The organism is Calothrix sp. FACHB-168 (assembly GCF_963889195.1).
Taxonomy (GTDB): Bacteria; Cyanobacteriota; Cyanobacteriia; order Cyanobacteriales; family Nostocaceae; genus Aulosira; species Aulosira anomala_A.
This window is the reverse complement of record NZ_CAWPNJ010000001.1, coordinates 48,381-72,899: the sequence shown is the minus strand read 5'-3', so window position 1 is coordinate 72,899 and position 24,519 is coordinate 48,381. Positions and strand designations below refer to the sequence as shown.

The following is a 24,519-nucleotide window of genomic DNA, read 5'->3' as shown; positions in this document are numbered from 1 at the left end:
AAGAGTTTTTCTCTTGTCGGTAATACCTCTATTTCCTGTTTCATCATTGATATCCATTCCAGGGAGAGATTTCTAGTTTACCGCTAGGCTGAAATATGAGTTGGAAATGGGCTAGGGGTTCTTTGGTGTTGGGGGCGACTAAATTAGAGCCGTAAGCCGCTTGTAGCAAGACAGGAAGGGGAGTTTCTCTAGCATAATCATAGGCGACTTGGTTAAGTGGTTCATAATCGGCGATCGCGCCATCTTTATTTACCGCTACCCGATATTTCAAATCTCGATCAAAGCTGGGTTTTCCACCCCAACGTTGGCGAACTGTATTATAAAGGTTCTGACTTAAACTCTTGACTGCATTTGGTTCAGTAATTTTGACGCCAACTACTTCCGGTGTCTTGGTATATCCTCGCCAAGGACTTACTTGCAGTTCACCTGTTCTTGTCAAGACAACTTTAAATTGGGCAATTGGTTCTTTGCCAATAGGGGTACCTTGAGCAGGATTGTACAGTAAGTTAGGTAAAGGAGTTTTTTGGATATCATCATTGGCTTTTTTATTGACTGGTTTATAGCCAATAATTGCGCCATCTGCTGCCGTACCTACACGATAAACTAAATCCTCTTGTAAGCCTGAGCGATTAGTCCAAGCAGGATTAATTTGGTTATAAACTTGGCGATTTAATGCCCGCAGCTTCGATGCATCGGTAATTTCGGGAACGGTAGTTAATAATGCTTCTAAATCTTGAACTGTGGTTGCTGTTGTAGGTGCAGGACTAGCTGTGGGAGTTACTGAAGCTGTTGGTGTAGCGGTATCAGCAGGTGTCACAGTTGGGCTAGGTGTAGGGGTAGACTCAACAGCCACAGGAGTAGCGCTAGGGGTAGCTGTAGGGGTAGACTCAACAGCTACAGGAGTAGCGCTAGCTATAGGGCTAGGGGTTGTAGAGCTAGTAGGCTCTTGTGATTTTGTCTCTGGTGTACGTAGTTGCGGCGATGGTACCAAGGTTAAAGCTAATGCTGCAACTGCTAAACTAGAAACGCCTACACTAGCAGGTACTACTTGCTTTAAAAGGGCTTGGTTGGCAATACTACCGCGTCTAGCAACTGGTTGTAATTCCAGTGATAATTCTGGTAAAGTTTGGGTGTCAGCAAAAAACTGATCGACTGCTTCTACTAAGTCAAATAACTGAACCGTATTCAAATCTACTTCAATAGGTTCTTTACTGCGGTTCGGGTTAGTATCAAAACCTTCGGCTTCGCCCTCAGAATGGACAATCAATCTGTGTCTATTGATGTCTATTTTCTGGATTTCTACTAACTCGGAATCGCGATTATGTGCTTGGGGATTGGGAACATTACTCAAAAATTCTTGAGCATAACCACTAACAGCTCTCACCAAACTTTCAAAAAATTCTCTTCCTCCCCTTAAGGGCTGCTTATAGCTAGATAAATAGCATTCTGCATTTACCAATATTGATAATTCTGGGCGCAGTTCTTGAAATTGTGCAGCCCTAGTAGCATCGCTTAAGCCTTCTAATAGCAATGTACAATTAGGTAGACTATATTTACGTTGAATATTCATTCTACTTCCCCATCAAAAAGACTGATCCAGAACCTCTGCATTCCAGCTGTGCCAGTACAGAATAGTAGTTGTCCCAATAAATCTATAGCTAGCTCGTCTAATTTTTCATCAGAATTTAACGCTAGCACTCCCGATCGCCGGGAACTCATCCTACTTCTAAAATGCGTTCTAAATCGCTCCAAATAATTAGAAAGGCGCAAATTTTGTTCTAGTGGGAGTTGCTTTTCATTCATTTGTTGGTAAATCATCAGCAACTGGCGGATGACAACTGTTAAACGCCGCGCTATGTAACAAGCAATTACCACTAAAGCTTTGGCTTCCATGATACTTAAAGGGCGGCGCATGTGCGCTCGGCGCAGTGGATTAGAGCTGCGCATCCGCCATAAATTAACTCTATCTTTAATAATTCCTTTGAGGTCTAATTCATCGGCAAAAGCAAGGATGGCTTCAGAACCACCGAGTTCTAAAGCTTCAATTGCTAGTAAAATCAGATCTATTTGCACCCGTGTTCTCCGGGGACATCCTTGTCCCTCAGTCGCCGGATCGGGTAATGTATCCAAAATCATAGGCAATGAGGGGGGAGGCGGACTGTTGAAAGGCGTTAAACTTGCGGAGACATTCATTCTATAGATACCTTGTGCGGTTCCAACAGACTAGGTAAAACAAATTTAAAATAAATAGCCTAATAAAAAAATTGGGCTTGTAACAGCAGTAATAGTACTGCCTGATATATACATTACTTCTTCTAATCAAAGGTTTCCGTATACTGAAATCTAAGTTTTTAACACATAAGTGTATCAGCCTCAATAGGTAGTGCAATTCCATCCTTAGCTTGAATTAGATTCAAGTTATCGTCAATGGATAAGGAAACTAGAGCTTCGATCCCCAGCGTAAGACATTATAGTGTACGATTTGTCAGGTATCTGGAATTGGGAGCTAGGGGCTAGGAGCTAGGAACTAGAGTCTAGGGTTTAGGGTCTAGGAATAAGTTTTGTCTTATGCCCAATGCCCAATGCCCAATGCCCAGTTACCAATTCCCAACACTCAATCCCTAATATCAATATTTTATGGATTTGAAGTCGCTAATTCGTGATATACCAGATTTTCCTAAACCTGGAATTTTATTTCGAGATATCACTACGCTGCTACGCGATCCTGAAGGACTGCGCTACACGATTGACTTTTTCGCCCAACAGTGTATTGAAAAGGAATTGATCCCAGATTACATTGTGGGGATGGAATCACGGGGCTTTATTTTTGGCTCTCCTTTGGCTTATAAGTTAGGTTCTGGGTTTATTCCGGCTCGTAAAAAAGGTAAGTTACCGGGAGCAGTACACTCGATTGAGTATGAATTAGAGTATGGTACAGACTCTTTGGAAGTGCATCAAGATGCGTTACACCCAGGTAGCCGAGTTTTGATTGTGGACGATTTGATCGCTACAGGGGGAACTGCGGGTGCGACAGCTAAGTTAGTGCAGAAGATTGGCTGCGATTTAGTGGGCTTTGGGTTTATTATCGAGCTACGGGATTTACAAGGACGGAAACATCTGCCGGATGTGCCAATTATCTCTCTGATTGAGTATTAGTCAAGAGTCAAAAGTCCATACTCAACAGTCCATAGTCAACAGTCCATAATGAATTGATTATTGGCCCTTAACTTTTGACCTTTGACTTTTGACCCTTGACCATTGACCCTTGACCATTGACTAAACTGCAATGACATCTACAAAAATTTCCCTGGAGACGAGTCTAAACTGGCTAATTAGGCTGGTGACGAGTGAGACTTTTATTTATGTAATCAAAAGGATTTTACAGGCATTGTTGACGCTATTTTTGGCGTCAGCGTTGTCATTTTTCATTATCCAGCTGGCTCCAGGGGATTATGTAGATACTTTGCGGCAAAACCCGAAGATTTCTCCGGAGAGAATTGAGGAACTAAAGCGTCAGTTTGGTTTGGATAAATCTTGGCCGGAGCAATTTTGGCTGTGGTTGTGGCGAATCTTCAGTAAGGGAGATTTTGGCACGAGTTTTGTTTATCAACGTTCTGTGGTGTCGCTGTTGCAGGAACGGATACCAGCAACTTTGTTGTTAGCGATCGCATCTTTAATTGTCACATGGGCGATCGCTATTCCTTTGGGTATTATCGCGGCTGTGAAGCAAAATAAGCTGGTTGACCGGGTATTACAAGTCATCAGCTACACCGGACAAGGTTTCCCTAGCTTTATTACAGCGCTATTTCTGTTGATTGTGGCGCAGCTTACCTCGCCAATCTTCCCCGTAGGTAGCATGACTAGTATTAATCACTCAGAATTATCCTGGTTTGGTAAACTCCTGGATCTGGGTTGGCATATGATTCTACCAACGATCGCACTTTCAATTACCAGTTTTGCAGGTTTGCAACGGATTACTCGCGGTGAATTATTGGATGTTCTGCGTCAAGATTATATCCAAACGGCGCGGGCGAAAGGTTTGCCAGAAAATCGAGTAATTTACGTTCATGCTTTGCGTAACGCTATCAACCCCCTAATTACCTTGCTGGGTTTTGAATTGGCTGGGTTGTTAAACGGTGCATTTATTGCGGAACAATTCTTTAACTGGCCTGGTTTAGGAAGGTTAACTTTACAAGCTGTACAAGCACAGGATTTGTATTTATTAATGGCCAGTTTGGTGATGGGTGCGGTACTGTTGATTGTGGGTAACCTCATCGCTGACTTAATGCTGAAAGCTGCTGATCCGCGCATTAAGTTGGAAAGTTTGAATTAGTCAATGGTCAGAGACGCGATTCATCGCGTCTGTACAATTATCCTCCTTGTCTCGGTTATGTTGTCGGAAGTATATTATCTGATACGTTCAAAATCTGATGGTCGTTACCTGACGGCGCGTCCTGATGGGGAAGCGTCGGGTTATTTGTTGTTGTTTTCGGAAAATTTTGATGCTTTGAGTTATCTCAATACTCATGCGGCAGATGTGGCAAATCGCCTTGCTGTAGAATCTATTCCACGGACGCAGGTAGGTAGTTTGCTGAAGCGCTGGGGTTTTATTGGTGTTGGTGTTGTCACCGATCCTTTATTACCCAAGATTGATTTTTTACAGCATGGTTAAAGACCACGCTGTAGGGGCACGGCACCGACAATCTTTGGGTACATACAATAATTTTACTGGTGCCGTGCCCCTACGACAGATGTGGTTTAAATAGGTGAAAACTGCTGTAAGCGCGATCGCCTCTGTGTCATGATGATAAGAATTACACATTTGCTGCTTGCTTATAGGCAGTGTATATACCAGAAGTGTTAGAAAGAACTTCAGGAACCATCTTGTCTTGAGGTGACAGGCTATGGATGAAGTTGTGACAAAAGTTGCAGCGTTGGGTTTACCGGGTGTGATTTTGGTGATCACAATGGCTGCTACAGGTTTTACAGGTGCGGCGGCGATTACCGCCGCTTTAGCTTTTTTAGGCGGCCCGGCGGGAATGCTGGGGGGAATTGCGGTGTTGGGATTGACAGGTTTGATTACTGAAGCTTTGGCGAAAGTCAGCCTGGAAGATTTTCTCACCGCCGTTTATTGTCAACGCCGCCAAACTGAACCGCATGGGAAACTTTTAGAAGAGATTGATTCTTTATCGCTGTTTAACGGTGATATGAAAGAGAGGCTGAAGGTAACTGTTAGTGATGGCTGTGGTTGTGCCACGGTAGTTACTGAGAATACAACCGATGATGCCAAAGATGCGATCGCTATTTTAGAAAATGTTCCCGGTATGACTCGCGCACACCACCGTGATTTTAAGAGTTCCAACCCGATTATGCGGCTGAGGGATGGTAGCGTGGTGAGAACTTGGAAAAATCAACTTGGAGTTGACCATGTTTTTATTAGCGATCGCCATGACAGAATGATTTATGGTGGCTTTGTCGGTTGGATTCACAGTGAAGGTTTAAACCAAGCCATAAACCGCATTCGGCGAGATTTTACTTAGCACCAATCCTCACAAGCACCTGAGAAGAGAATAAATTATCCAGCTAATAGATAAATTTGTCTTGAGATTACTGGTAAAATTCTCAGTCCACTTGAGTGGACTTAGGTTATTAGCCTGGGAATTCATTCCCAGGTGGACGATGGTGCTAATTGAGAATCTAGCAAAATTTAAGAACCAACATCTAAATTGAAGTAGAAGCTTTTATCAACAATTCTGTTACTGCCATCATATTTGATAATTGGAATCATGACTTGATGTTGTCCTGGTTCAAGTTTCCAGATTGTTTGGAAGTTGCCAATTTTGTGACAAACGCCGGTATTAATAGGGAATTGACTAGGAGTTAACAAAACATCTTGATAACTCTCAACTCCATTTTTAAAGAGATAAGCTTTTGCTTCTAATTTATTTAGGTTCACTTCAGATGGTATGCAATAGTTGAGATGAATAACCTTTAAAGTATCGCCGACTTGTAAAGAAATCCGTTGAAGATTATTTACAATTATCGGTTCATCGCTGTTAATTTGTACCAATAGGTTAGCAAGACAAATTTTAGATGCAATATTGGGGCTGCATTGTAATGTAGAAGGTTTAATGTCTGTTTTAGTCGGAGGATTTGCGGTAATCAAGGCAGAAAATATTGTACCTGCAAAGCCTATGAGGGCAACTACTACGGGTACGATTACTTTTTCACTGGAAACTCTCATATTTATTTTCCTCCACCAAATTAGTTCTATTCGTCAAATTTCTAGATTGCTAACATCAGAATCATAAGATGTTGCTACGATAATGTCTCGGAAAAGATTAGGAAAAATATTTATTTAAAATAAGGCAATCGGAAAAATATTTGTGAAAAATCGGAAAAACTTTTCCGGTATTTTCAGCTAATCGAAAAACTTTTACAGCAGATTGCTAGTAGGTGAGGTACAGATAATCGTTGATTGTAGGGGCACTGGCACTGCCATGCCCCGAAGCGCGTGTGAAATATGTTATATATCTTACAATTCAGTTAAATTCAGCCTTGCTAGTGAAGCTAAGGTGCTGAGGAGTAATGCAAAAATATGAACTCTTGGGAAAACTTTCTCGTCATGGAGGTATTTCGTAAGCGTGGTTTAAGCCGTAAAGAACAGGCAATTCTTTTGGCGAAGTTTCCCGATGAGAATACTGTTAATGACAATAATCAAGTTGCAGATCAATCATTAAACAATTCTGAACTTCCTATATCGGCTGAGACTGTGAGACGGCAGATGTGGACAATATATAATGAGCGCTTCTCTCCTCAAGTAGACCGTGAAGGCTTTCCAGATTACAATCAGAGATTTCGCGATAAAGATATCAAATTTCTAGCTTGGCTTAAACCGCAGTATTTAGAATGGTTGAAAAGCCAAAATAATAATAACAATAATAATATTGGTTCTCCGGTGCCTGTTTCTACAGGTAACCCATTTATTCCCCTCAATGACATCATCACCGAACAGGATCAATTATTCGGTCGGGAAAGGGAGATTATCAGAGTATTTGAAACCCTAAATAGTGGCAGTAGTGTAGCGCTGATTGGAGAGAAAAAAATCGGTAAGTCTTCACTACTCAAGGCCATTGAGCAACAGGCGCAACATCGACTGCTCAAACCACGCAAGGTAATTTATCTCAATTTAAGTTTAATTTTTAATGACGATGATTTTTATGATGAACTCTGCTATCAGGTGGGAATCGCTGTTAGCAAAAAAGGTCGGGAATTAATTCGGGAATTACAAAGACAGCAATTATTGTTGTTATTAGATGAAGTACAACAAATGACTTGGGATGGTTTCACTAGGGAATTACGCCAACAACTGCGCGGTTTAGCTGACGGACAAGCTAACCCACCACTGCGCTTGGTAATTGCAGCTAGCGAACACTTAGATGTTCTGTTTCCTGATAGCCGAGATAATCCTTCACCGTTTCAAGGCGTTTGCATTGAAGAAGTTATTAAGCCTTGGGACGAAAATATTGTGCGTGGTTTTATTGATAATCGGTTAGGGAATACTCAGGTGAGTTTTACGGAAGAAGAAATTATTAAACTAATTCAAGAAAGTGGCGGACACCCCCAGCGACTTATGTATTTGTGTCATCAAACTTACTGGCGGTATATGGAGAGATGAAAACTGAGTTATGAGTCAACACCAGTTAAGGATAATTGTAGGTTGGGTTGAACGCAGTGAAACCCAACAAAGCCGCGAAAATTTTGGGTTTCGTTCCTCAACCCAACCTACTCAATTTAAGCCTAACTGAGTTATGAACCAACAACAGCCTGTACCGCGTTTAAATTTAGCGCCTAAATTACGCCGTCCCCTATCGCTGTGGAACCCCTTGGATTATCTACGCCTGTTGTACTGGGTATTTTATTTTCCCCAAGCTTTGCGGTGGTATGTAGATACTTTCGGGGGTGGGTATATCCCTGAAAGCGAGATGAATTGGCGAAAGGGATTAGAGTTGTTGCGTCAAAATCCTATCCAGCACCAGTTACTTTTCCAAGGGTTAGTTTTAACAGTAGCTACATCAGTGGTTATAAGCCTAATTTTGGAGACTATAGGCGTTCCTGTCATCTGGTTCGGCGTGGCGGTAGGCATGGCTTTTGGCGTGGCGCTAGGCGTGGCGCGAGGCGTGGCGCTAGAGGTGGCGGACGTAGGGCTAGGCGTGACGTTTGGCGTGACGCTAGGCGTGACGCTTGGCGTGGGGCTAGGCGTGGCGCTAGGTGTGGAGGTAGGCTTGGCGCTAGGCGTGGTGGCAGCCGTGGTGGCAGGCGTGATGGGAGGCTTGGCGCTAGGCGTGGCGTTCGATGTAGCGGTAGACTTGGCAGAAGGTGTGGCCGTAGGCGTGGCGTTCGGCGTGGCGCTAGGCGTGGTGTTCGGCTTGGCAGTAGGCGTGGCGTTCGGCGTGGCGTTCGGCTTGGCGGTTATGCGTCCAGAGAATTGGCTAGTTGGCTTACCTTTAAATTTACAAAAAATCCCAATTGGTAGTTTCTTACTTCCCCGCATAACTCCAATTCCCTTACCGAATCTTGATAAGCGGTTGCAGAATTGGCTCCAACAAGATTGGGAAACAGCTTTGCATAATACTAATGAATTGCTAGCTTATACTCTGCAATTTATTCCCGTTGTACAAGCAGTTAATAAAGTACTTGCCAAAACACCTTCAGAGCAAATAATTTGGCGCATTTCTGGATTAGCCGCTAATCCCTTTGATTGGAAGTTGGTTGGTTTTGCTTCAACTTCTTTGCGAAAACAAATTCAGTCACAACTGGTTAAAGGTTTTTTATTCTTTGGTTATTTTAATCAGCCATTATCCCCTCCGCTAATTGTCAATCCTCGCATAGACACTCCTGCTCGTGCTGCTGCTGCTGGTTTTTGGTATCTACATGAAAAAGAACCAATAAAAGCAACAGAGGCTTTTGCTGTAGTGCGTTCTCTTCTTTATGGCGAGGAAATGTATACCCTTGCTCAAACTCTTGCAGCATTTCACCAAGCTAAAGAACCAGTCTCTATTGCTGCTGTGCAATTACCTACTTTCCCGCCAGAACCCCTTTTACGTCCAGTCACTTGGCAAACAATTACTAGCTTGCGTCGAGTTGTTGAAGATGTCCAGTTTGTTAATCGTAGCGTATCTCGTTCAGCTAAGTCTTTGGCTCTCAATCGCGCTTTAGGTGAACTGACTAACATCCTCAATCAAGCCGATACTTTGCCGCAAGCAGAATGCGGATTAATTGTCGATATCGCCCAAACTTGGAAAGAAAGCTTGTTACAAATCGCTGGTGAGGTGGGGGAAGTTACCATCACCAAGCCTGTGGTTAATCCTTATATAGTAGGCGACCCCGTTCAAGGTAATCTCTTTGTTGGGCGTGAAGATATCATTAGACAGTTAGAAGAACTTTGGGTGATGGGTCATCAACTCCAGTCTGTAGTTCTCTACGGTCACAGGCGTATGGGTAAGACTTCTATTTTAATTAACGCCGCTAGTTCTCTAGGCTCAGGAATACAGCTAATTTATGTCAATTTGTTGCGGTTGGGAGATAGTCCGCAAGGAGTTGGCGAGGTGCTAATGGCTATTACTGATGAAATTTCCCAAGCTGTTAATATTGCACCGCCAGCTGATGCAGATTTGCTCAATCTTCCCTACCGGACTTTTGAACGCTATTTAAAACAGGTAGAAGCACAGTTAAAAGGTGGGCTAATCATCGCTTTAGATGAGTTCGAGAAAATTGAAGAACTAATTGAATTAGGAAGAATCCCCCAAGATTTTATGGGTTTTCTGCGGGGGTTGGTGCAAATGAGTTCTCAGGTTGCTTTTGCTTTTGCTGGGTTGCACACCTTGGAGGAAATGACAGCAGATTATTTTCAGCCTTTCTTTGCTAGTGTCATTCCCATTCATGTAGGATTTTTGACAGGTGCAGCTACTAGGCAAATTCTCGCTAACCCAGGTGAAGATTTTCTTCTTGACTATACCCCGCAAGCATTAGATGAAATTTATGCTTTAACATCTGGTCAACCTTATTTGGTGCAATTGCTGGGATTCCAGTTAGTGCGCGGCTACAATGATTTTGTGTTTGAGCAAGGACGTTCTCGAAATCCGGTGTTTACGGTGGAAGATGTCGCCGCAGTTATTAATGACTCTGAGTTTTTTAAGCGGGGACGCTACTATTTTGACGGGGTTTGGGGTCAAGCGATGGGTAGTCAGCAGGCGATAATACAAGTACTTGCACCGCACCCAGAAGGGTTAAGTTTAGATGCTTTAGCTGAGTCTACGGCTATGGGTAGGGAAGAGTTACAAGCGGCGCTTGGTGTTTTAATGCGTCATGATGTGGTGGCGGAGACTGGGGGACGTTGGCGGATTATTGTAGAACTGTTTCGGCGTTGGGTTGTGCAAAATCATCCTTTGTTGGGGGGGTAAGAAACCCACATAAGGAAATCCGCACAAGGGCGGGGAAACCCATTGGTGTCAACTTAACACCAAACCCGCTTTGTGCAAAGGTTTTGCCCTCACCCCCAGCCCCTCTCCCTCAGGGAGAGGGGAGCAAGAGATTTAATTCCCCTTCTCCAGGGGGAGAAGGGGTGAGGGGATGAGGGCGAGGGTTTTTGTACAATACGCGCTGTATATAGCTTTTAGCTTAAGTTGACACCTATTGGGGAAACCCTGCCCCTACAGAAATTTTAATTACTTATTAAAATGCGGATTGGGATAAATTTGTAACGCTCTAATTGATGGGTTACGCAAAAAGTTTTGAGGCGTAGCTTGTGGTAGGCGTAGCTTGATGATTTCTTTAAATTAGAGACTCATTTTTAAATTTTGAGTCAACAAAAAGGCTGATTACTTTCTCGTTTAGATGTTTTAAGTAGGCAAAAAGCCATTTTACTTACTTAAAAAGCCATTTCATCTACTCAAAAAGCCTTATTGCTTTCTGGTTTTGGTGTTTTCCGCAAGCAAAAAGCCATTTCAACTACTCAAAAAGCTTTATTGCTTTCTCATTTCGGTGAATCACGCACTCATTTTGGTGTTTTCCGCAGATAAAAAGCCTTATTGCTGACTCATTTCGGTAAATCGCGTAGTCATTTTGGTGTTTTGCGCAAGTTTTTGGGTTGATTAGTTGCTTAAAAAGTGCAATGTTGGATAACAAGCTGTATGGTAGCTAGGCTTTTTCGTTTTTTGCGATCGCACTAGCTCATACCAATTTAAAGAAACAATGCGACGGATGGTAGGGGCATGGCAATGCCATGCCCTCTAGAATATATTGATGTGCTACATAATCTATTTAAATTGGTATAAAAATAGCTTCTGTCTTAGCTTTTTCACCCGCCTGAGAATGAATTCTCAGGCTCATAGCCCAAGTCTACTAAAGTAGACTCAAGATTTTGCAAAGAAATTTAGTCATCTTGAGATGACTTTCACTATGAGCAAGGAACTTCAGTTCCTTGCGGGATAAAGCAATGAGAAGCGCTATATTTAGCAACGCCCAAAATTTTAAATGAGCATTTCTATAACTTTAAGGTATGATCGCCTGTAATTCTCGCGATCGCGTCTTCACAAGTTCCTCAGATTTTTCATGTAATCTTTTTTATAGCCAAGGCAGGGTGACTACTATGGATACCAAAAGACTTGCGAAATTCCTCCGTTTTTTGCACGAAGATTTGGCAATTCCGGCAGATGGTGTGCAATTGGCGTTACGCCATGCTGATTCTAATCCTAGTTTATTACCGATGATTCTTTGGCAATATGGGCTGGTGAGTTTGAGCCAGCTAGATGAAATTTTTGATTGGTTAAATGCAGTGTTTTAGCTAATTTGCTATGACTACACAAAAACGAGTAGGAATTCTTACCAGTGGCGGTGATTGTCCGGGACTGAATACGGTGATTCGCGCTGTTGTCAGTCATGCAACTCTGACTTATGGCTGGGAAGTGGTGGGAATTTCTTATGCTACGAAGGGTTTGCAAGAAAAAACTACGGTTCCCTTGACTTTGCATGGTTTAGATTTGCGGGGAATCGATCCTTTGTTGAGTATGGGCGGGACTATTCTCGGTAGTATCAATAAGGGTGATACGCTGGCTCATGTGGATGAGATTATGGCGGGGTATCAGGCTTTAAAGCTGGATGCTTTGATTGGGATTGGCGGTGATGGAAGTTTAGCTATTCTGAGCAAATTGCAACATCAGGGAAATTGGCAATTTATTGCGATTCCGAAAACTATTGATAATGATGTGGCACTGACGGAACGAGTGGTAGGTTTTGATACGGCTGTCAATACGGTGGTGGATGCTCTTAATCGTCTCACATTTACGGCGGCTAGTCACGATCGCGTGATGATTGTAGAAGTCATGGGACGTACTGCGGGACATTTGGCGCTACATGCGGGGATTGCTGGCGGTGCGGATGTGATTTTAATCCCGGAAATTCCCTATACGATTAAGGATATTTGCGCCCATTTAGGAGAATTACGCGATCGCTGGGGACGCAGATTTGCTATTGTAGTAGTCGCGGAAGGTGCGCATATTCCTGATGATTCGCTCAATTATGCAGCTTGTAGCAAGCCTTCCTGCGGAATTGGACAGTTAATTGCTGATGAACTGCGCAGTTGTAGTCACGAAACTATTGATATTCGCGCTGCGGTTTTAGGACATATTCAACGGGGTGGGATTCCTTCGGCTTTGGATAGGTTGGTAGCTAGTGCTTTTGGCAAAGCGGCGGTAGATTTAATTGCTAATGGGAAATCGGGTGAAATGGTAGCTTGGCAAAATGGCGAAGTTGTGGCTTTACCTTTGTCAGCTGTGTTAGCGAAAAGTCCGTCATTGGTAGATCCTCATAATTATCTCGTAGAAACAGCGCGATCGCTTGGTATTTATGTGGGGAATTTACAGAAATAAATTAGGGTTTATGTGAGAAATCCGGGTTAAGAGGTTTTGTGCGTAAGTCATATAAATAAATAATTAATAGCTATTCGCTATGATGCACTTAATATTTATTTGATGAACCGCCAAGACGCCAAGTACGCCAAGAGAAAGAAGCAATTATTAAGTGCCAGTTTACAGAGAATTGCTAGAACTAAGTAAGTAGGTGGAAATCAACACAATTATGTTACGAAACATAAAATGCATTGAAACCCTTAGCAATGACAAATGACAAATGACAAATGACAAATGACAAATGACAAATGACAGTCCTCTCCTGTCGGAGACGCTACGCGAACGCTAGTTATCTTTGATTGCGCCGGCTTACTTATTGGCATATTTGAGAACTCGTTCCCATTCCCAACACCATGCAGTTTCAACTACTAATTCTTTGCCGTTGGTAAATTTAATAAATTCTTGTCCGTTATCATAAAAGACATCAGCTACTAGGCGATTGCGTAACTCGTTTCCCCACATTTTTGCAGATGCATTCCACCACCTTTGTCCTGGAGATTGCAGCATAGGGAGTTCTAAATATTCATCACGCCAGGCTATAGGTTGCCATTGTTCTTGTAAGGCGCGAATTAAAATTGCATTGGGAAATATTTCTCTTTGGTTTTCCTGCAACCACAGGACATATTCGATTGTGCGTCTGAAGGCGTTTTCTAAGTTAGCAGAACAATTTTCGAGGGCATCTTGGACTTCTTCTAAGGCAAAATTAACGCCAATTGCCATTAAAGCTCTTTCGTATTGTTTAAATATTTCATATTCAATTGAATCTGCTTCCCAAAACCACACAATTAATTAATCTCCAAATCAATTAATTAATTTTAATTATATAGCAATATTAAATCATTTATACATAGCGATGAAAATTGTTTCATCAAGACTGCCTCCTGCGCTCTGCCTTAATTCTTCACGGTTTCACACTCATCACATCTTCTATTAAACCGAAATTTTCTGCTTGCTTAAATGATGCCTCTAAAGAAATACCTTGTTTGGTAGAAATATACATTAAAACCATTGCGATCGCTCTTGCGGCACTATCACAATGAATCAATGCTGGTTTGGGCATTTCGGCAATTTTTTGCAGAACTTTGAGCGCAATTTGGGGATTAATTTCTGTGCTTCTTGTCGGTAGATTTGCGTAATGCAATCCTAGCAACTGAGTATAAAGTTGCTCTCCATCTTGAAAACCTTGTTCGTCAGGCGATCGCAGGTTCAATACAGACCTGTAACCCTGTTGTGCCAAGCTTTTCAACTCTTCAGGGGCAATTTGTCCGGCGATCGCCAATTCATCATTAATTTTTTTAATTGTATTCATCCCTCCCTCCTCCCTGTGGTGAGCAATGAATTAAAGAATTAATGTTATGTTCGATAAATAAACTTTAATTAATCAAGATATTTTATCTTGTATAACCACAATTACATCATCACTTTTATCACAATTGCTGTTAAGTATTAGGCTGGATGATGAAGTTGATTTATTAAATACATAACATTATTCTTAATTCGAGCGCTAAAGTTTAATAATCTTTGCTTTTGATAGCAGGGTCGCCTTCGTATGGTTGTAGTCCTGTTGCTGGGTAATTATCATCACTAGGACTAAAAGCTCTAGTAGCAGCAATGGAAATATATTGAATTATTTGTTGGAAGAAATCACCAATTACTTGGATAATTTGCCGAACTTTAGTGATGGTAGACATATATTTCTCTCCTTAATCTTTGAAAAGTTGCTAGGCAATTAGACTTAGTAAAAAAAACTAAGCAAACATCTGATATAGCTCTATTTCAAAAGGAACAGTACGCGGTATAAAATGTTCTGGTTTTCTACTTTCACCAGTCCACCAAACAGTTCCTAGCAGGAACATGAGCAGGAGTAGTACCAAACTGATGAGGAGTTCATTGGTTTGAAAATCAGAATAATATTGAGTTTTCATAGTTAGCTCCTGCACATTCTGTCACTATTCTTTTGCAATCAGCAAACCTTTACTAACTGCCAAATTTTCAATTTTGCTGCTAGCGCAGGTTAACCAACCTCATCAGCAATACAACGATGTACGATCCCTTGCGGTTTTTGGTAGTCACCTGATGTTGCCTGTAATTTCAAGTTAAGGTAAAAATTTGAGGAAGTTGTGAGGAAAAAAAATAATTAGCGAAGAGAGACAAAGAGAGAAGTCTGAGCGTCGGCTTCCGGCGATAAGAACTTCAAAGAGACAAGGGAGACAAACAATTCAAAATTCAAAACTTGTACTGAAGCTCACTCGAAGTATTCAAAATAAAAGGGAACGGGAAACAGAGAACAGGGAACAGGGAAACAAAGCCGCCCACAAGGGGTGGGGTTTCTACCTTCCTCAGGATACAAGGATTTTTTCGCCCACGAGGGGCGAGGTTTAAAACCTTGCTTCGGGGCTACGTCTTTCCACTGTTCCTTGTTCCCCCTTAAGAGTTCCCGCACCGAAGGGGCTTCATAAACTGAAGCAGAAGTGTTAGATAAATTACTATTATCCCGTCAGGGTAAAATGACGATTATCATCAGCCATCGTCCCAGAGTGATTGAACGGGCAGATTGGGTAATTGTCCTAGAGAAAGGCGAACTCAAGCTTCAAGGCACAGTGAATGAGTTACGCGCACAGGATGGAGAACATCTGAGCTTTCTCATGCCATAAACCAACGCTTTGTGTTATAATTTTTTCGTTATCGCCTAAGTACTTAAGTAAATACGTAAAAAGCGCAATCATCATAGATAATTAGGAATTAAAAATGCCAAATTATCGTGATTACTATTTGAGATATTGTCTTTATCAAGAATAAAAAATCATTGAGATTCTTCGTAAATATTTTTGTTATCAGTGGAACAAATCAGTCAATAATCTAGTCGGCATCACTAAACAGCTAATTAATAGCCATAATTGTTTAGCTACAATCCATCTACCTCCATCTACTTAACAAATCTTAGTTTTTTCGTTAGTGCTTAGACCAAATTATCTATATCCAGAAACACAAAATTTTGCGATCGCTTATAGCTACTTCCTATAGCAATCTCAAATTATTTGTGAAATCTTAACATGTAGATTTGTTAACTGTTGACTATTGAATGTCAACAGTCAAAACTGATATTTTTCACAACTGAAATAGGATGACTATAGTTGTGAACTAAGTTAAATATGAGACTCTGTATAGCACAATGAAAAATGCAGAAAAAAATATAAATTTCTCTAATTTTTACCTTAGCGAACATTATCTAACTTTTGTAGGATGGGCAAAATACCTAGCTAATTATATAAGTTAAATATGAAAAATTTGCTCAAAATCTTCAGTGAAGATGAAGAATTATTATGAAATATAGAAACTTTGGCTCTACCGACCTTGTAGTTTCAGAAATGGGAATCGGAGGGTCACACTTTGGCTCAATGATTAATCAACAAAGTCCTCAGGAAATTATCAACACTTTGTCAAAGTCTCTTGATAGCGGGATTAATTTTTACGATATTGCAGATATTTATGGTCAAGGAGAAAGCGAAAGGCTGGTAGGTAAAACTTTTAAAAATAAACGAGATCGAGTAATTTATGCCAGCAAAGCCGGATTTTGTTTATCAAATACTGGTAATATCATTGCCAAACTTAAACCTTTTCTTAAACCAATTATCCGTTTAGTCAAACCCATAAAACAGCCACTTTTACAAGCTAGGTCTTCTCAATTAAAACAGGATTTTTCTGCTACATACCTGATCGGTGCTGTAGAAGCGAGTTTAAAAAGATTGCAGACTGATTACTTAGATATTTTTCAATTACACGAACCTCCCCTATCAGTGATTAGAGAGGGTGAGGTATTTGATACATTAGAAAAGCTCAAGTATCAAGGTAAAATTCGCTACTATGGTATTGCTTGCCGAAATGTAGAAGATGCTTTAGTTTGTTTAAATTATCCTGAGTGTTCTTCACTACAAATAGAAATTAATTTACTCAATCAAAGTGCTGTTGATAAAGTATTCCCTTTGCTCGAAAAAGATACTGTAGGGATAATTGCAAGACAAGCTTTTGCTTCCGGGAAACTGTTTAAGATAATCCAAAACCCCGAATTATTTCCGGAAGTCACTGAAGATATCAAGGTGCATCATACTGTCCAACAGCTGCAAGAACTGGTTAAGCAAAAAGGAAACGAAGCGATCGCTCAAATTGCGATTCAATTTGTTTTGCAATTTGCACCCGTGTCTGTAGTTGTTGTTGGTACTCGAAATCGTCAACATTTAGCAAATAATTTAGCGGCTTTTTCTTCACCAATTCTGACTCAAGAAGAAATAGCTGCTTTGGTATTGAGATTGTAGCTAGTTCATCTCGATTGAGGTTAATCAAATAATGATTATTGATGCACGTAGTATTACAGAGAATGAAACTCTAGATTGTGATATCTGCATTGTTGGTGCTGGTGCTGCAGGTATCACCTTAGCTCAGGAATTTCTGAACCAAGATGTAAAAGTTCTGTTACTAGAAAGTGGGGGAATTAAATACGATGCAAATCTTGATATTTTAAATCAAGGAGAAGTAGATCTCACTACTCATAGTTCTTTACAAGAAAATCGCCGACGACAGTTAGGAGGAGCAACAACAGTTTGGGGCGGGAGATCTGTACCATTTGATGCATCTGATTTTGAGTACAAATCTCATGTCCCTTACAGTGGTTGGCCGATTACAAAAAAGGATTTAGATCCTTATTATGAAATAGCACATAAATATTGTGAACTAGGAGCTTATAACTATACTGTTGATGGCGCAAAATCAATAGTTCCTGGTTTAAACTCAGATGATATCTCAACTGAGCAGATATATTTATTTAGTCCTCCAACAAATTTTGGTAAGCGCTACTTAAATGTTTTAAAAAATGCGCCGAATATCACTTTGGTGTTAAATGCCAATTGTCTGAAAATTGCCACTGACGACACAGGTAACAGCGTTGATTATTTAGATGTTGCTTCCTTAAGAAAAAATAATTTCCGGGTAAGGGCAAAACAATATGTGCTAGCAACTGGAGGGCTAGAAGTTACTAGATTATTACTAGTATCTAATGATGTGCATAAACAAGGAATTGGCAATCGCTTTAATCATTTAGGGCGATATTATATGGGACATATCAATAGCTATATCAAAATTAAGTTTGCAGAAAAAGTACCAGTTATCTGGGATTATCAACGCTTTCCTGATGGGCTTTACTATCAACATTCAATTGCTATTCGGGAAGAGAAACGCCAAGAATATGGACTATTAAATCAACGTTTTTTTGTTGAGCGTCCCAACTTTAGAGATCCTAGCCATCACAGTGGTATCCTTTCGGCGACTTATTTAACCAAATCTCTGATCAAAAAACAAAAAATATCTCAAGATTTATCAGAGCATCTCAAAAATATTATTTTTGACCCACAAGGAATGCTAGGTTTTTCTTATAAATGGATTACTCAAAGAATTTTGAGTCAAAAGAAATTACCTTCTGTAATTATAGAAAATAAATCTAAGCTGTATACATTCCGCATCGATAGCGAGCAGATACCAAACCCCAATAGTCTTGTAAGTTTAAGCGAAAGCAAGGATATTTTTGGGATTAATCAACTCAAAGTTGATTGGCGTTGTAGCGAATTAGATATTTTCAGTGTGGAGAAATCTGTAGAAATTCTCAAGCAAGCACTAGAAAATACTGGTTCAGGAAAGGTTCTCCCTGGAATCCTCACATCTCCACCGCCACAAGCAGGACATCATTTAGGGACGACGAGAATGTCAAACACGCCACAAACTGGTGTTGTAGATGCAAATTGCAAAGTTTATGATGTGAGTAATTTATATATTGCTAGTAGTTCTGTGTTTACAACTTCTAGTTATGCAAATCCAACTCTTACAGTTGTGGCGTTAGCAGCTAGGCTTGCAGATTGTCTTAAGAGACTGTACGGTAAGTGAGAGTTAATGGTCAATGGTCAATGGTCAATGGTCAATGGTCATTGGTCATTTGGTATTTTATAGGTGCGTTAGCTACTATGTAATGCACCTAATTTTTGAGATAAAAGCCTCACAAGTTCCTCAAATTTACGGTTTAGTATGAAATTGCCTTTGTATTGGAGGCAATATGACTATTAACTATATCTTTCATTTAATTGCAGTTAGTTTGCTGGCGATACTCAGCATTTGTATATTCATTGCGATCGCGATCCGGATCAAAACCGATCGCGAAATTGAGCAAATTTGGCGATCGCTCTTAGCCATTTCCAGCGAAAATCGGTTTACTGCGGATATGGTTGCAGATTTACCCGCACCGGTACAGCGTTACTTTCTCCATGCGATCGCACCAGGAACTCTGCTAGCTACTGCTGTCAGCTTAAAAATGAGCGGTATTTTTAGAATGGCACAGGATAAACCCTGGATACCGATGCAAGCCACAGAAATCATCGCCACGCTGAAAGGATTTGTCTGGAAACCAATTATCGGAAAAAGTTTATTTACCTTTGCGGGTGCTGATTACTATGCAAATCAATCGGGACGAATGCGCTTTTTTCTTTGGGGGTTAATTCCTATCGTTAACGCCCACAATGCTGATATTAATCGCTCTAGTATTGGGCGATTCGTGGCTGAATTAATTTGGTTACCTTCAGCTTTGCTACCGCAAAATGGTGTAACTTGGCAGGCAATTGATGACAATACTATCCAAGCTAATCTGAAAATTGATGGCGAACCTGTAACGCTGACAATGACGATAGACGCTGCGGGTAAACTATTGAAATTATCTTTGCTACGTTGGGGAGAATACACAGAAAATGGTGACTTTAATTACATACCTTTTGGGGGAGAAATTGCCGCCGAAAAAACATTTGGTGGCTGGACAATTCCCTATCAAATGAGTGTGGGCTGGTGGTTTGGTACCAATCGTTACTCTGAGTTTTTCTGTGCCACCATCGAGCAAGCTGAGTTTTGTTGAGAAATTGTCAATTAATATTAAATACCCGAAATATAGGACTTACAAAAAATAAATTACCCAAATTCAGTAGTGCGAGCATCTTGCTCGCTTTTGAACACCAGCGAGCGAGATGTTTGTCCAGAAATTTAGTCCAGAAATTTTTATGGAATTGCGTTCCCCGCAGGGGTTGCCGTAGGCATCGCATTTTATGAATCAAGTTTTCTAATTCGGTAATAAAAATCTCGAATTGTGAATTAAAATTTCGCAATCGTTTCTTAATTTCACAATTATTAAAATTAAATTACAAAGTTTAAATTAGCGGATTTTTTAGCAAAAATTAAGCTTTTAAGCTGTTAAATCATTAATTTAGCGAAATTTACGAAACTTTATCGCTTCTCATCTTCACAAGTTTCTCAAAGTTTTAGTTTATAAATAAAGAGGGTATTCCAGAAGCTAAAGACGAGTTCAGATTAAGGTTAAAAGCCATGTCTGTCAAAACTCTAATAATTAATGACCAACTCATTAGCGCTAGGGAACAGAAAACTATTCTTGAAGCGGTAACAGAGGCGGGTATTAACATACCTACTTTGTGTCATTTAAACGGAGTATCAGATATGGGCGCTTGTCGTCTTTGCTCAGTAGAAATTGGTGGCACTAATAAACTTCTACCTGCTTGTGTGACTAAAGTCGGGGAAGGAATGGAAATAAAAACCGATAGCGATCGCTTGCAAAAATATCGGCGGACAATTGTCGAAATGCTATTTGCAGAAGACAAGGTTCAACCGTCGGTGAAATGAAACACGATCGCTAAAAACTTGATTTTCTCGTCAATGCGCGCGAGAAAAAGCAATGAAATTTTTAGAGACGGGAGATAGTTGACTGTTGACTGTTAACTGTTGACTGTTAACTGTTGACTGTGGCTATTAAGCTTGTCAAAGTGTTGACGCTTAAAAACTGACAATCATAAAGACGTGATTAATCGCGTCTAATAACTGACAACTGACAACTAACAAATGAGGAATTATTATGTCTCGTTTGAAATTAGCAACGGTGTGGCTAGGTGGGTGTTCTGGCTGTCACATGTCTTTTCTCGATTTAGATGAATGGCTGAGTAATTTAGCACAGCAAGTAGATATAGTTTACACTCCCTTAGCTGATATTAAAGAATATCCCCAAGGGGTAGATGTGGTATTAGTTGAAGGTGCGATCGCCAACGAAGAACATATAAAAACGGTGCGCATGGTAAGAGAGCGATCGCAAATTTTAGTTTCCTTTGGTGACTGTGCTGTTACAGGTAAGGTTACCGCCTTACGCAATCCTTTGGTTAATGCTGAATCTGTACTGAAACGTTGCTATATTGAAGCTGCTGATATGTACAGTAAAATTCCCCACGCACCAGGTATTGTCCCACGATTATTAAATCGAGTACAGCCAGTACATCAAGTCGTACCAGTTGATATTTATTTACTCGGTTGTCCGCCTTCAGCAATGCGAATTCGTGCTGTATTAGAACCAATGTTACAAGGCAAAAAACCGCAATTAAAAGGGCGATAATTTCTTAAATTTGGGTAATTTAGTAATAGTCATTTGTCAGGGATGCAATTAAACTTAAGAATTTGTGTTAGTTTTTTACTGTAATTTGGGGGGTTTCAATAGCAAGATTTACTCAATAAATATGGCATAAAACATTATTATTGACCCTGTGACGCGGATTGAATGACATGCCAAAATCTCTATTTATTTGGATGATAATGGGCAAGTCAGCGATGCGCGGTTTCATGTAACTGAATTTCGCGGATTTAAGGATTAGCCCTGAAATTAAGTTTATAATTGCCTACAAGCCTTGATTTTAAAGTTAATCTTGATAGTTGATTAAAATTTCAGCACAACACATACTGAGGAAATAAATTTATTGAGATAGTTTATATAATACTTTTATAATAAAAAAGATAAAGCTATTTGTCCTTAACAGATAAAGTTAAAAATGTTTCTATGACTATCAAAGAAATCCTGCTCCAAGAAATTGAATCATCTTCCGACTCGCTTCTAGAACAAACTCTTGATTTTCTCCGTTTTTTAAAAAACAAGCAATTAGCAGTTAAAGAAAATACACAAACTCCACAAATTAATCTGGAAACAGCAAGTTCCAATACCTTAAATCAACCAGAAGCAGCATTAGCAGATAGTTCTCAATTACCTTACCGTCAAGCTTCAGGTCGCTCCATCCTCAGACATGCAGGTACTTGGTCAGGTGATGACTTCGATGACTGTCTGCAATCTGTTTACGCAACTCGTGGCAAAGCTAAGTTTGATTATGACTTAAATCCTTTTGAATAATGTATTTACTAGATACTAATCACTGTAGTGCTATTATTCTTGGCGAACCAAAAGTAATTAATCGCATCATTGAAGTTGGGGAATTAAATATTGCTACCTGTGTAATTGTTCAGGGTGAACTAACATACATGATGGAAAATTCTGCACACAGAGAAAGTAATCTTGCTTCTTTAACAGAATTTTTACAAGATATCCGTATCTACAATGTGATAGGAGAGACTGCTAATATTTACGGACAACTCAAAGCTGCTTTAATGAAACAATTTGGCCCCAAGGAAAAAAGCAAGCGGAGAAAAACTCAGGTGACAGATTTGGGATTTGATGAAAATGACCTGTGGATTGCAGCTATTGCTCTACAACACGGTCTTAAGGTTGTATCAGATGATAGCGACTTTCAGAGAATTCAACAAGTAAGAACATTGTCTGTGGAATCTTGGTTGTAATTATTATTAATACCCTAACTTTTGCGGTAACATTAGCGGACATATAGCCGATCCGCGATCGCTGTTAGCTCTAACACAAGTCATTTACGGTAATTGTCCAACTGCTTGGTGGGTGATTGTCCCCGGAGAAAATTTTGCCATAAGCGATCGCTTCTCAGCAACTGCACAACCAGAAATTGCGATGCCTACGGCAACCCCTGCGGGGAACGCGCTGGAGAAAATCGCCCAAATTATCAGCCTTCAGCCATAACATCAGCTTTTAATAGCAACCAATTGACAATTTTCCGCATTAAAGCGCAATGGCGATTTTCGCTAAACCCATAAAAAAATCTAAAAATCTTGGACGATCAAAGAGTTGATTTTATATACTGAGACTTGGGGAAGTACAAGTAATATACGATACTTGTACTTTGTGCTATAGTAACTTAATGAGTATCAACCAATGACTTCTTCAGAATTTCCCAATCCTAACGATAAGGCAGTTTATTCTAACCCAGAAACTCTGGCCTCTTCAATTAGTCCAAAAAACTTATATCCCTTCAAAGTAGTTGAGTATTTTTTACTGACTTCCTTAGTTGGTTCGAGTATCGTTTTTCTGTTTTTTCGCGATAATCAACAAGCTGTAATTATTGGAGTCATCGCACTAACTGTTGCAATTTTTTTCTACTTAATCAACAAAGAAGTACTGCAAGCTTCGCAACAAGCTGTCAAACAGTCTGATATTAATAAAAGAGCCGAACTTTACAGCTATCAACTAGCAAATGATAGTTCATGGTATGCAAATACAATCACGCCAGCTAGACAAAAGGCTTTACAATATTGCCAAGATTTAATTGACGATTACAAGCGGACGCGGAACCTGGCGAGAAATCTATATTACGTTTTGCAAATCTCCACCGTAATTTTATCAGGTGTCACACCAATCTTAGTTTTGGTAGACAAACTAGAAAGCGGACAATCTTGGTTAAAGTGGTTACCTGTGATTTGTCCCGCGATCGCTTCCATCGTTGCTAGTATTGTCACATCTTTTCCTTTTCAAAAAAACTGGGTAGCAGCAAACACAGCTGTAGAGTTATTAGAGGCTGAACAAGAAAAATTTATTTTGGGAATTACTCCGCTTTATCGTTACAGTAATTCCGCCACTGAAGCAGAACAGTTACAAACAGCTAACCAAATCATCGAAAATTTTGTTGTACAAGTAAATAATATTCATTTACAACAATTACAACAAGCCAGCGAACAATCCTCAGATAAAAAAGAAGCTCCCCCAGCCAATGAACAAAATCAAGAAGCTAAAAATTAAGCAAAGCGAGCTATAGCAGTTCCCAATCGGGTGAACTACATTTTCAAAGCTAATAACCTTGTGTAAAAAGATTTGAGTGTAGCTCACTAGCTTAGGAAAAGCTATACAGTAATCGACTATTACTCCTTTAAATTGCATATTTTGCACTGAGGTTGTCAAAAGTCAATAGTCCAAAGTCCAAGCTAGCCCCGTATGGGAAAAACCCACAACCAAACATGAAAATCTCTCTTCCCTAGCCTCTAACCTCTAGCCTCTAGCCCCTATTTTCAAGCTAGCCTTTGAAAGAGGATTATTCACCTTTGACACTCCTAACACCAAAATGCAGCAGATTGCCAGTTGGTGAGGTACAGATTATCGTTGATTGTAGGGGCACTGGCACTGCCATGCCCCGAAACGCATACCTCATTTACCTCAAATCTGCTGTATTTGATTTAGGTGTATTAAACAGCAATCACCCCGGTTCTCTAGTCAACCGGGGTTAGATTTTGAGTAATTTTTTTCCATCAGCAAAAAAGTTACATTTCCTCACAACTTCCTCAAGAATAT

Annotated in this window: 23 protein-coding genes and 2 pseudogenes; 18 read left to right on the top strand and 7 right to left on the bottom strand. The window is 40.3% G+C overall.

Going from position 1 to position 24,519, the window contains the following annotated elements:
• Positions 1–43: 43 nt before the first annotated feature.
• The gene (locus AACW45_RS00335) at positions 44–1,570 is read right to left on the bottom strand and encodes a DUF4335 domain-containing protein (RefSeq protein ID WP_190626544.1); all 1,527 of its coding nucleotides are present in this window, start codon (positions 1,568–1,570) and stop codon (positions 44–46) included.
• Positions 1,567–2,193, bottom strand: coding sequence for a DUF3038 domain-containing protein (locus AACW45_RS00330; RefSeq protein ID WP_190546865.1), 627 nt, complete (start codon positions 2,191–2,193; stop codon positions 1,567–1,569). The genes AACW45_RS00335 and AACW45_RS00330 overlap by 4 nt, the downstream gene beginning before the upstream one ends.
• 444 nt (positions 2,194–2,637) lie before the next feature.
• On the opposite strand from AACW45_RS00330, the gene AACW45_RS00325 reads away from it, so the two are divergent.
• The 4 genes from AACW45_RS00325 (at position 2,638) to AACW45_RS00310 (ending at position 5,540) form a co-directional block, all read left to right on the top strand.
• Entirely contained in the window at positions 2,638–3,156 is a 519-nt protein-coding gene (locus AACW45_RS00325) for an adenine phosphoribosyltransferase (protein ID WP_096644139.1), read from the top strand.
• Positions 3,157–3,286: 130 nt separating this feature from the next.
• Positions 3,287–4,333, top strand: a complete 1,047-nt coding sequence (locus tag AACW45_RS00320) for an ABC transporter permease (RefSeq protein WP_190626542.1) — start codon at positions 3,287–3,289, stop codon at positions 4,331–4,333.
• Between the two features lie 57 nt (positions 4,334–4,390).
• The gene (locus AACW45_RS00315) at positions 4,391–4,672 is read left to right on the top strand and encodes a hypothetical protein (protein WP_190627450.1); all 282 of its coding nucleotides are present in this window, start codon (positions 4,391–4,393) and stop codon (positions 4,670–4,672) included.
• Positions 4,673–4,904: 232 nt separating this feature from the next.
• A complete protein-coding gene (locus AACW45_RS00310; RefSeq protein ID WP_190626540.1) occupies positions 4,905–5,540 on the top strand; it encodes a hypothetical protein in 636 nt (211 codons plus the stop codon).
• A 167-nt stretch (positions 5,541–5,707) separates the two neighbouring features.
• Here the strand turns inward: AACW45_RS00310 and AACW45_RS00305 are convergent, their stop codons facing one another.
• Complete coding sequence (locus AACW45_RS00305; protein WP_190626538.1) at positions 5,708–6,244, bottom strand: hypothetical protein; 537 nt, start codon at positions 6,242–6,244, stop codon at positions 5,708–5,710.
• 354 nt (positions 6,245–6,598) lie between these two features.
• On the opposite strand from AACW45_RS00305, the gene AACW45_RS00300 reads away from it, so the two are divergent.
• The 4 genes from AACW45_RS00300 to AACW45_RS00285 all read left to right on the top strand — a co-directional run bounded on the left by AACW45_RS00300 (position 6,599) and on the right by AACW45_RS00285 (position 12,929).
• The gene (locus AACW45_RS00300; RefSeq protein ID WP_190626535.1) at positions 6,599–7,678 is read left to right on the top strand and encodes an AAA family ATPase; all 1,080 of its coding nucleotides are present in this window, start codon (positions 6,599–6,601) and stop codon (positions 7,676–7,678) included.
• A gap of 133 nt (positions 7,679–7,811) precedes the next feature.
• Positions 7,812–10,463, top strand: a complete 2,652-nt coding sequence (locus tag AACW45_RS00295; RefSeq protein ID WP_190626534.1) for an AAA family ATPase — start codon at positions 7,812–7,814, stop codon at positions 10,461–10,463.
• A gap of 1,187 nt (positions 10,464–11,650) precedes the next feature.
• Positions 11,651–11,845 (top strand): DUF2949 domain-containing protein, encoded by a 195-nt coding sequence (locus AACW45_RS00290; RefSeq protein WP_190626532.1) that lies wholly within the window; start codon positions 11,651–11,653, stop codon positions 11,843–11,845.
• A 10-nt stretch (positions 11,846–11,855) separates the two neighbouring features.
• Positions 11,856–12,929 (top strand): ATP-dependent 6-phosphofructokinase, encoded by a 1,074-nt coding sequence (locus AACW45_RS00285; RefSeq protein WP_190626530.1) that lies wholly within the window; start codon positions 11,856–11,858, stop codon positions 12,927–12,929.
• Between the two features lie 348 nt (positions 12,930–13,277).
• Here the strand turns inward: AACW45_RS00285 and AACW45_RS00280 are convergent, their stop codons facing one another.
• From AACW45_RS00280 to AACW45_RS00265, 4 genes are all read right to left on the bottom strand, one after another.
• On the bottom strand, positions 13,278–13,751 hold the full coding sequence (locus tag AACW45_RS00280; protein WP_190626528.1) for a hypothetical protein: 474 nt from the start codon (positions 13,749–13,751) through the stop codon (positions 13,278–13,280).
• A gap of 118 nt (positions 13,752–13,869) precedes the next feature.
• Positions 13,870–14,277, bottom strand: coding sequence for a beta-lactamase hydrolase domain-containing protein (locus tag AACW45_RS00275; RefSeq protein WP_190626526.1), 408 nt, complete (start codon positions 14,275–14,277; stop codon positions 13,870–13,872).
• A 202-nt stretch (positions 14,278–14,479) separates the two neighbouring features.
• Positions 14,480–14,659 (bottom strand): hypothetical protein, encoded by a 180-nt coding sequence (locus AACW45_RS00270; protein ID WP_190626524.1) that lies wholly within the window; start codon positions 14,657–14,659, stop codon positions 14,480–14,482.
• Between the two features lie 57 nt (positions 14,660–14,716).
• Positions 14,717–14,893: a hypothetical protein gene (locus AACW45_RS00265; RefSeq protein ID WP_190626523.1), complete on the bottom strand. Its 177-nt coding sequence runs from the start codon at positions 14,891–14,893 to the stop codon at positions 14,717–14,719.
• Positions 14,894–15,427: 534 nt separating this feature from the next.
• Here AACW45_RS00265 and AACW45_RS00260 point away from each other — a divergent pair.
• From AACW45_RS00260 to AACW45_RS00215, 10 genes and pseudogenes are all read left to right on the top strand, one after another.
• Positions 15,428–15,622 (top strand): annotated as a pseudogene (locus tag AACW45_RS00260) (hypothetical protein); the annotation flags it as partial.
• A 669-nt stretch (positions 15,623–16,291) separates the two neighbouring features.
• Positions 16,292–17,281, top strand: a complete 990-nt coding sequence (locus AACW45_RS00255) for an aldo/keto reductase (protein ID WP_190626521.1) — start codon at positions 16,292–16,294, stop codon at positions 17,279–17,281.
• Positions 17,282–17,312: 31 nt separating this feature from the next.
• On the top strand, positions 17,313–18,899 hold the full coding sequence (locus AACW45_RS00250) for a GMC oxidoreductase (protein ID WP_190626520.1): 1,587 nt from the start codon (positions 17,313–17,315) through the stop codon (positions 18,897–18,899).
• Between the two features lie 166 nt (positions 18,900–19,065).
• On the top strand, positions 19,066–19,911 hold the full coding sequence (locus tag AACW45_RS00245) for a DUF6920 family protein (RefSeq protein ID WP_199330844.1): 846 nt from the start codon (positions 19,066–19,068) through the stop codon (positions 19,909–19,911).
• A gap of 464 nt (positions 19,912–20,375) precedes the next feature.
• Positions 20,376–20,660 (top strand): annotated as a pseudogene (locus tag AACW45_RS00240) (2Fe-2S iron-sulfur cluster-binding protein); the annotation flags it as partial.
• Between the two features lie 256 nt (positions 20,661–20,916).
• The gene (locus AACW45_RS00235; protein WP_190626519.1) at positions 20,917–21,444 is read left to right on the top strand and encodes an oxidoreductase; all 528 of its coding nucleotides are present in this window, start codon (positions 20,917–20,919) and stop codon (positions 21,442–21,444) included.
• Positions 21,445–21,882: 438 nt separating this feature from the next.
• The gene (locus AACW45_RS00230; protein WP_190626518.1) at positions 21,883–22,227 is read left to right on the top strand and encodes a DUF2281 domain-containing protein; all 345 of its coding nucleotides are present in this window, start codon (positions 21,883–21,885) and stop codon (positions 22,225–22,227) included.
• Entirely contained in the window at positions 22,227–22,670 is a 444-nt protein-coding gene (locus AACW45_RS00225; protein ID WP_190626517.1) for a type II toxin-antitoxin system VapC family toxin, read from the top strand. Before AACW45_RS00230 ends, AACW45_RS00225 begins: the two co-directional genes overlap by 1 nt.
• A gap of 112 nt (positions 22,671–22,782) precedes the next feature.
• Positions 22,783–22,920, top strand: a complete 138-nt coding sequence (locus tag AACW45_RS00220) for a hypothetical protein (RefSeq protein WP_373462087.1) — start codon at positions 22,783–22,785, stop codon at positions 22,918–22,920.
• Positions 22,921–23,112: 192 nt separating this feature from the next.
• Positions 23,113–23,973 (top strand): DUF4231 domain-containing protein, encoded by an 861-nt coding sequence (locus tag AACW45_RS00215; RefSeq protein WP_190626516.1) that lies wholly within the window; start codon positions 23,113–23,115, stop codon positions 23,971–23,973.
• Positions 23,974–24,519 lie beyond the last annotated feature (546 nt).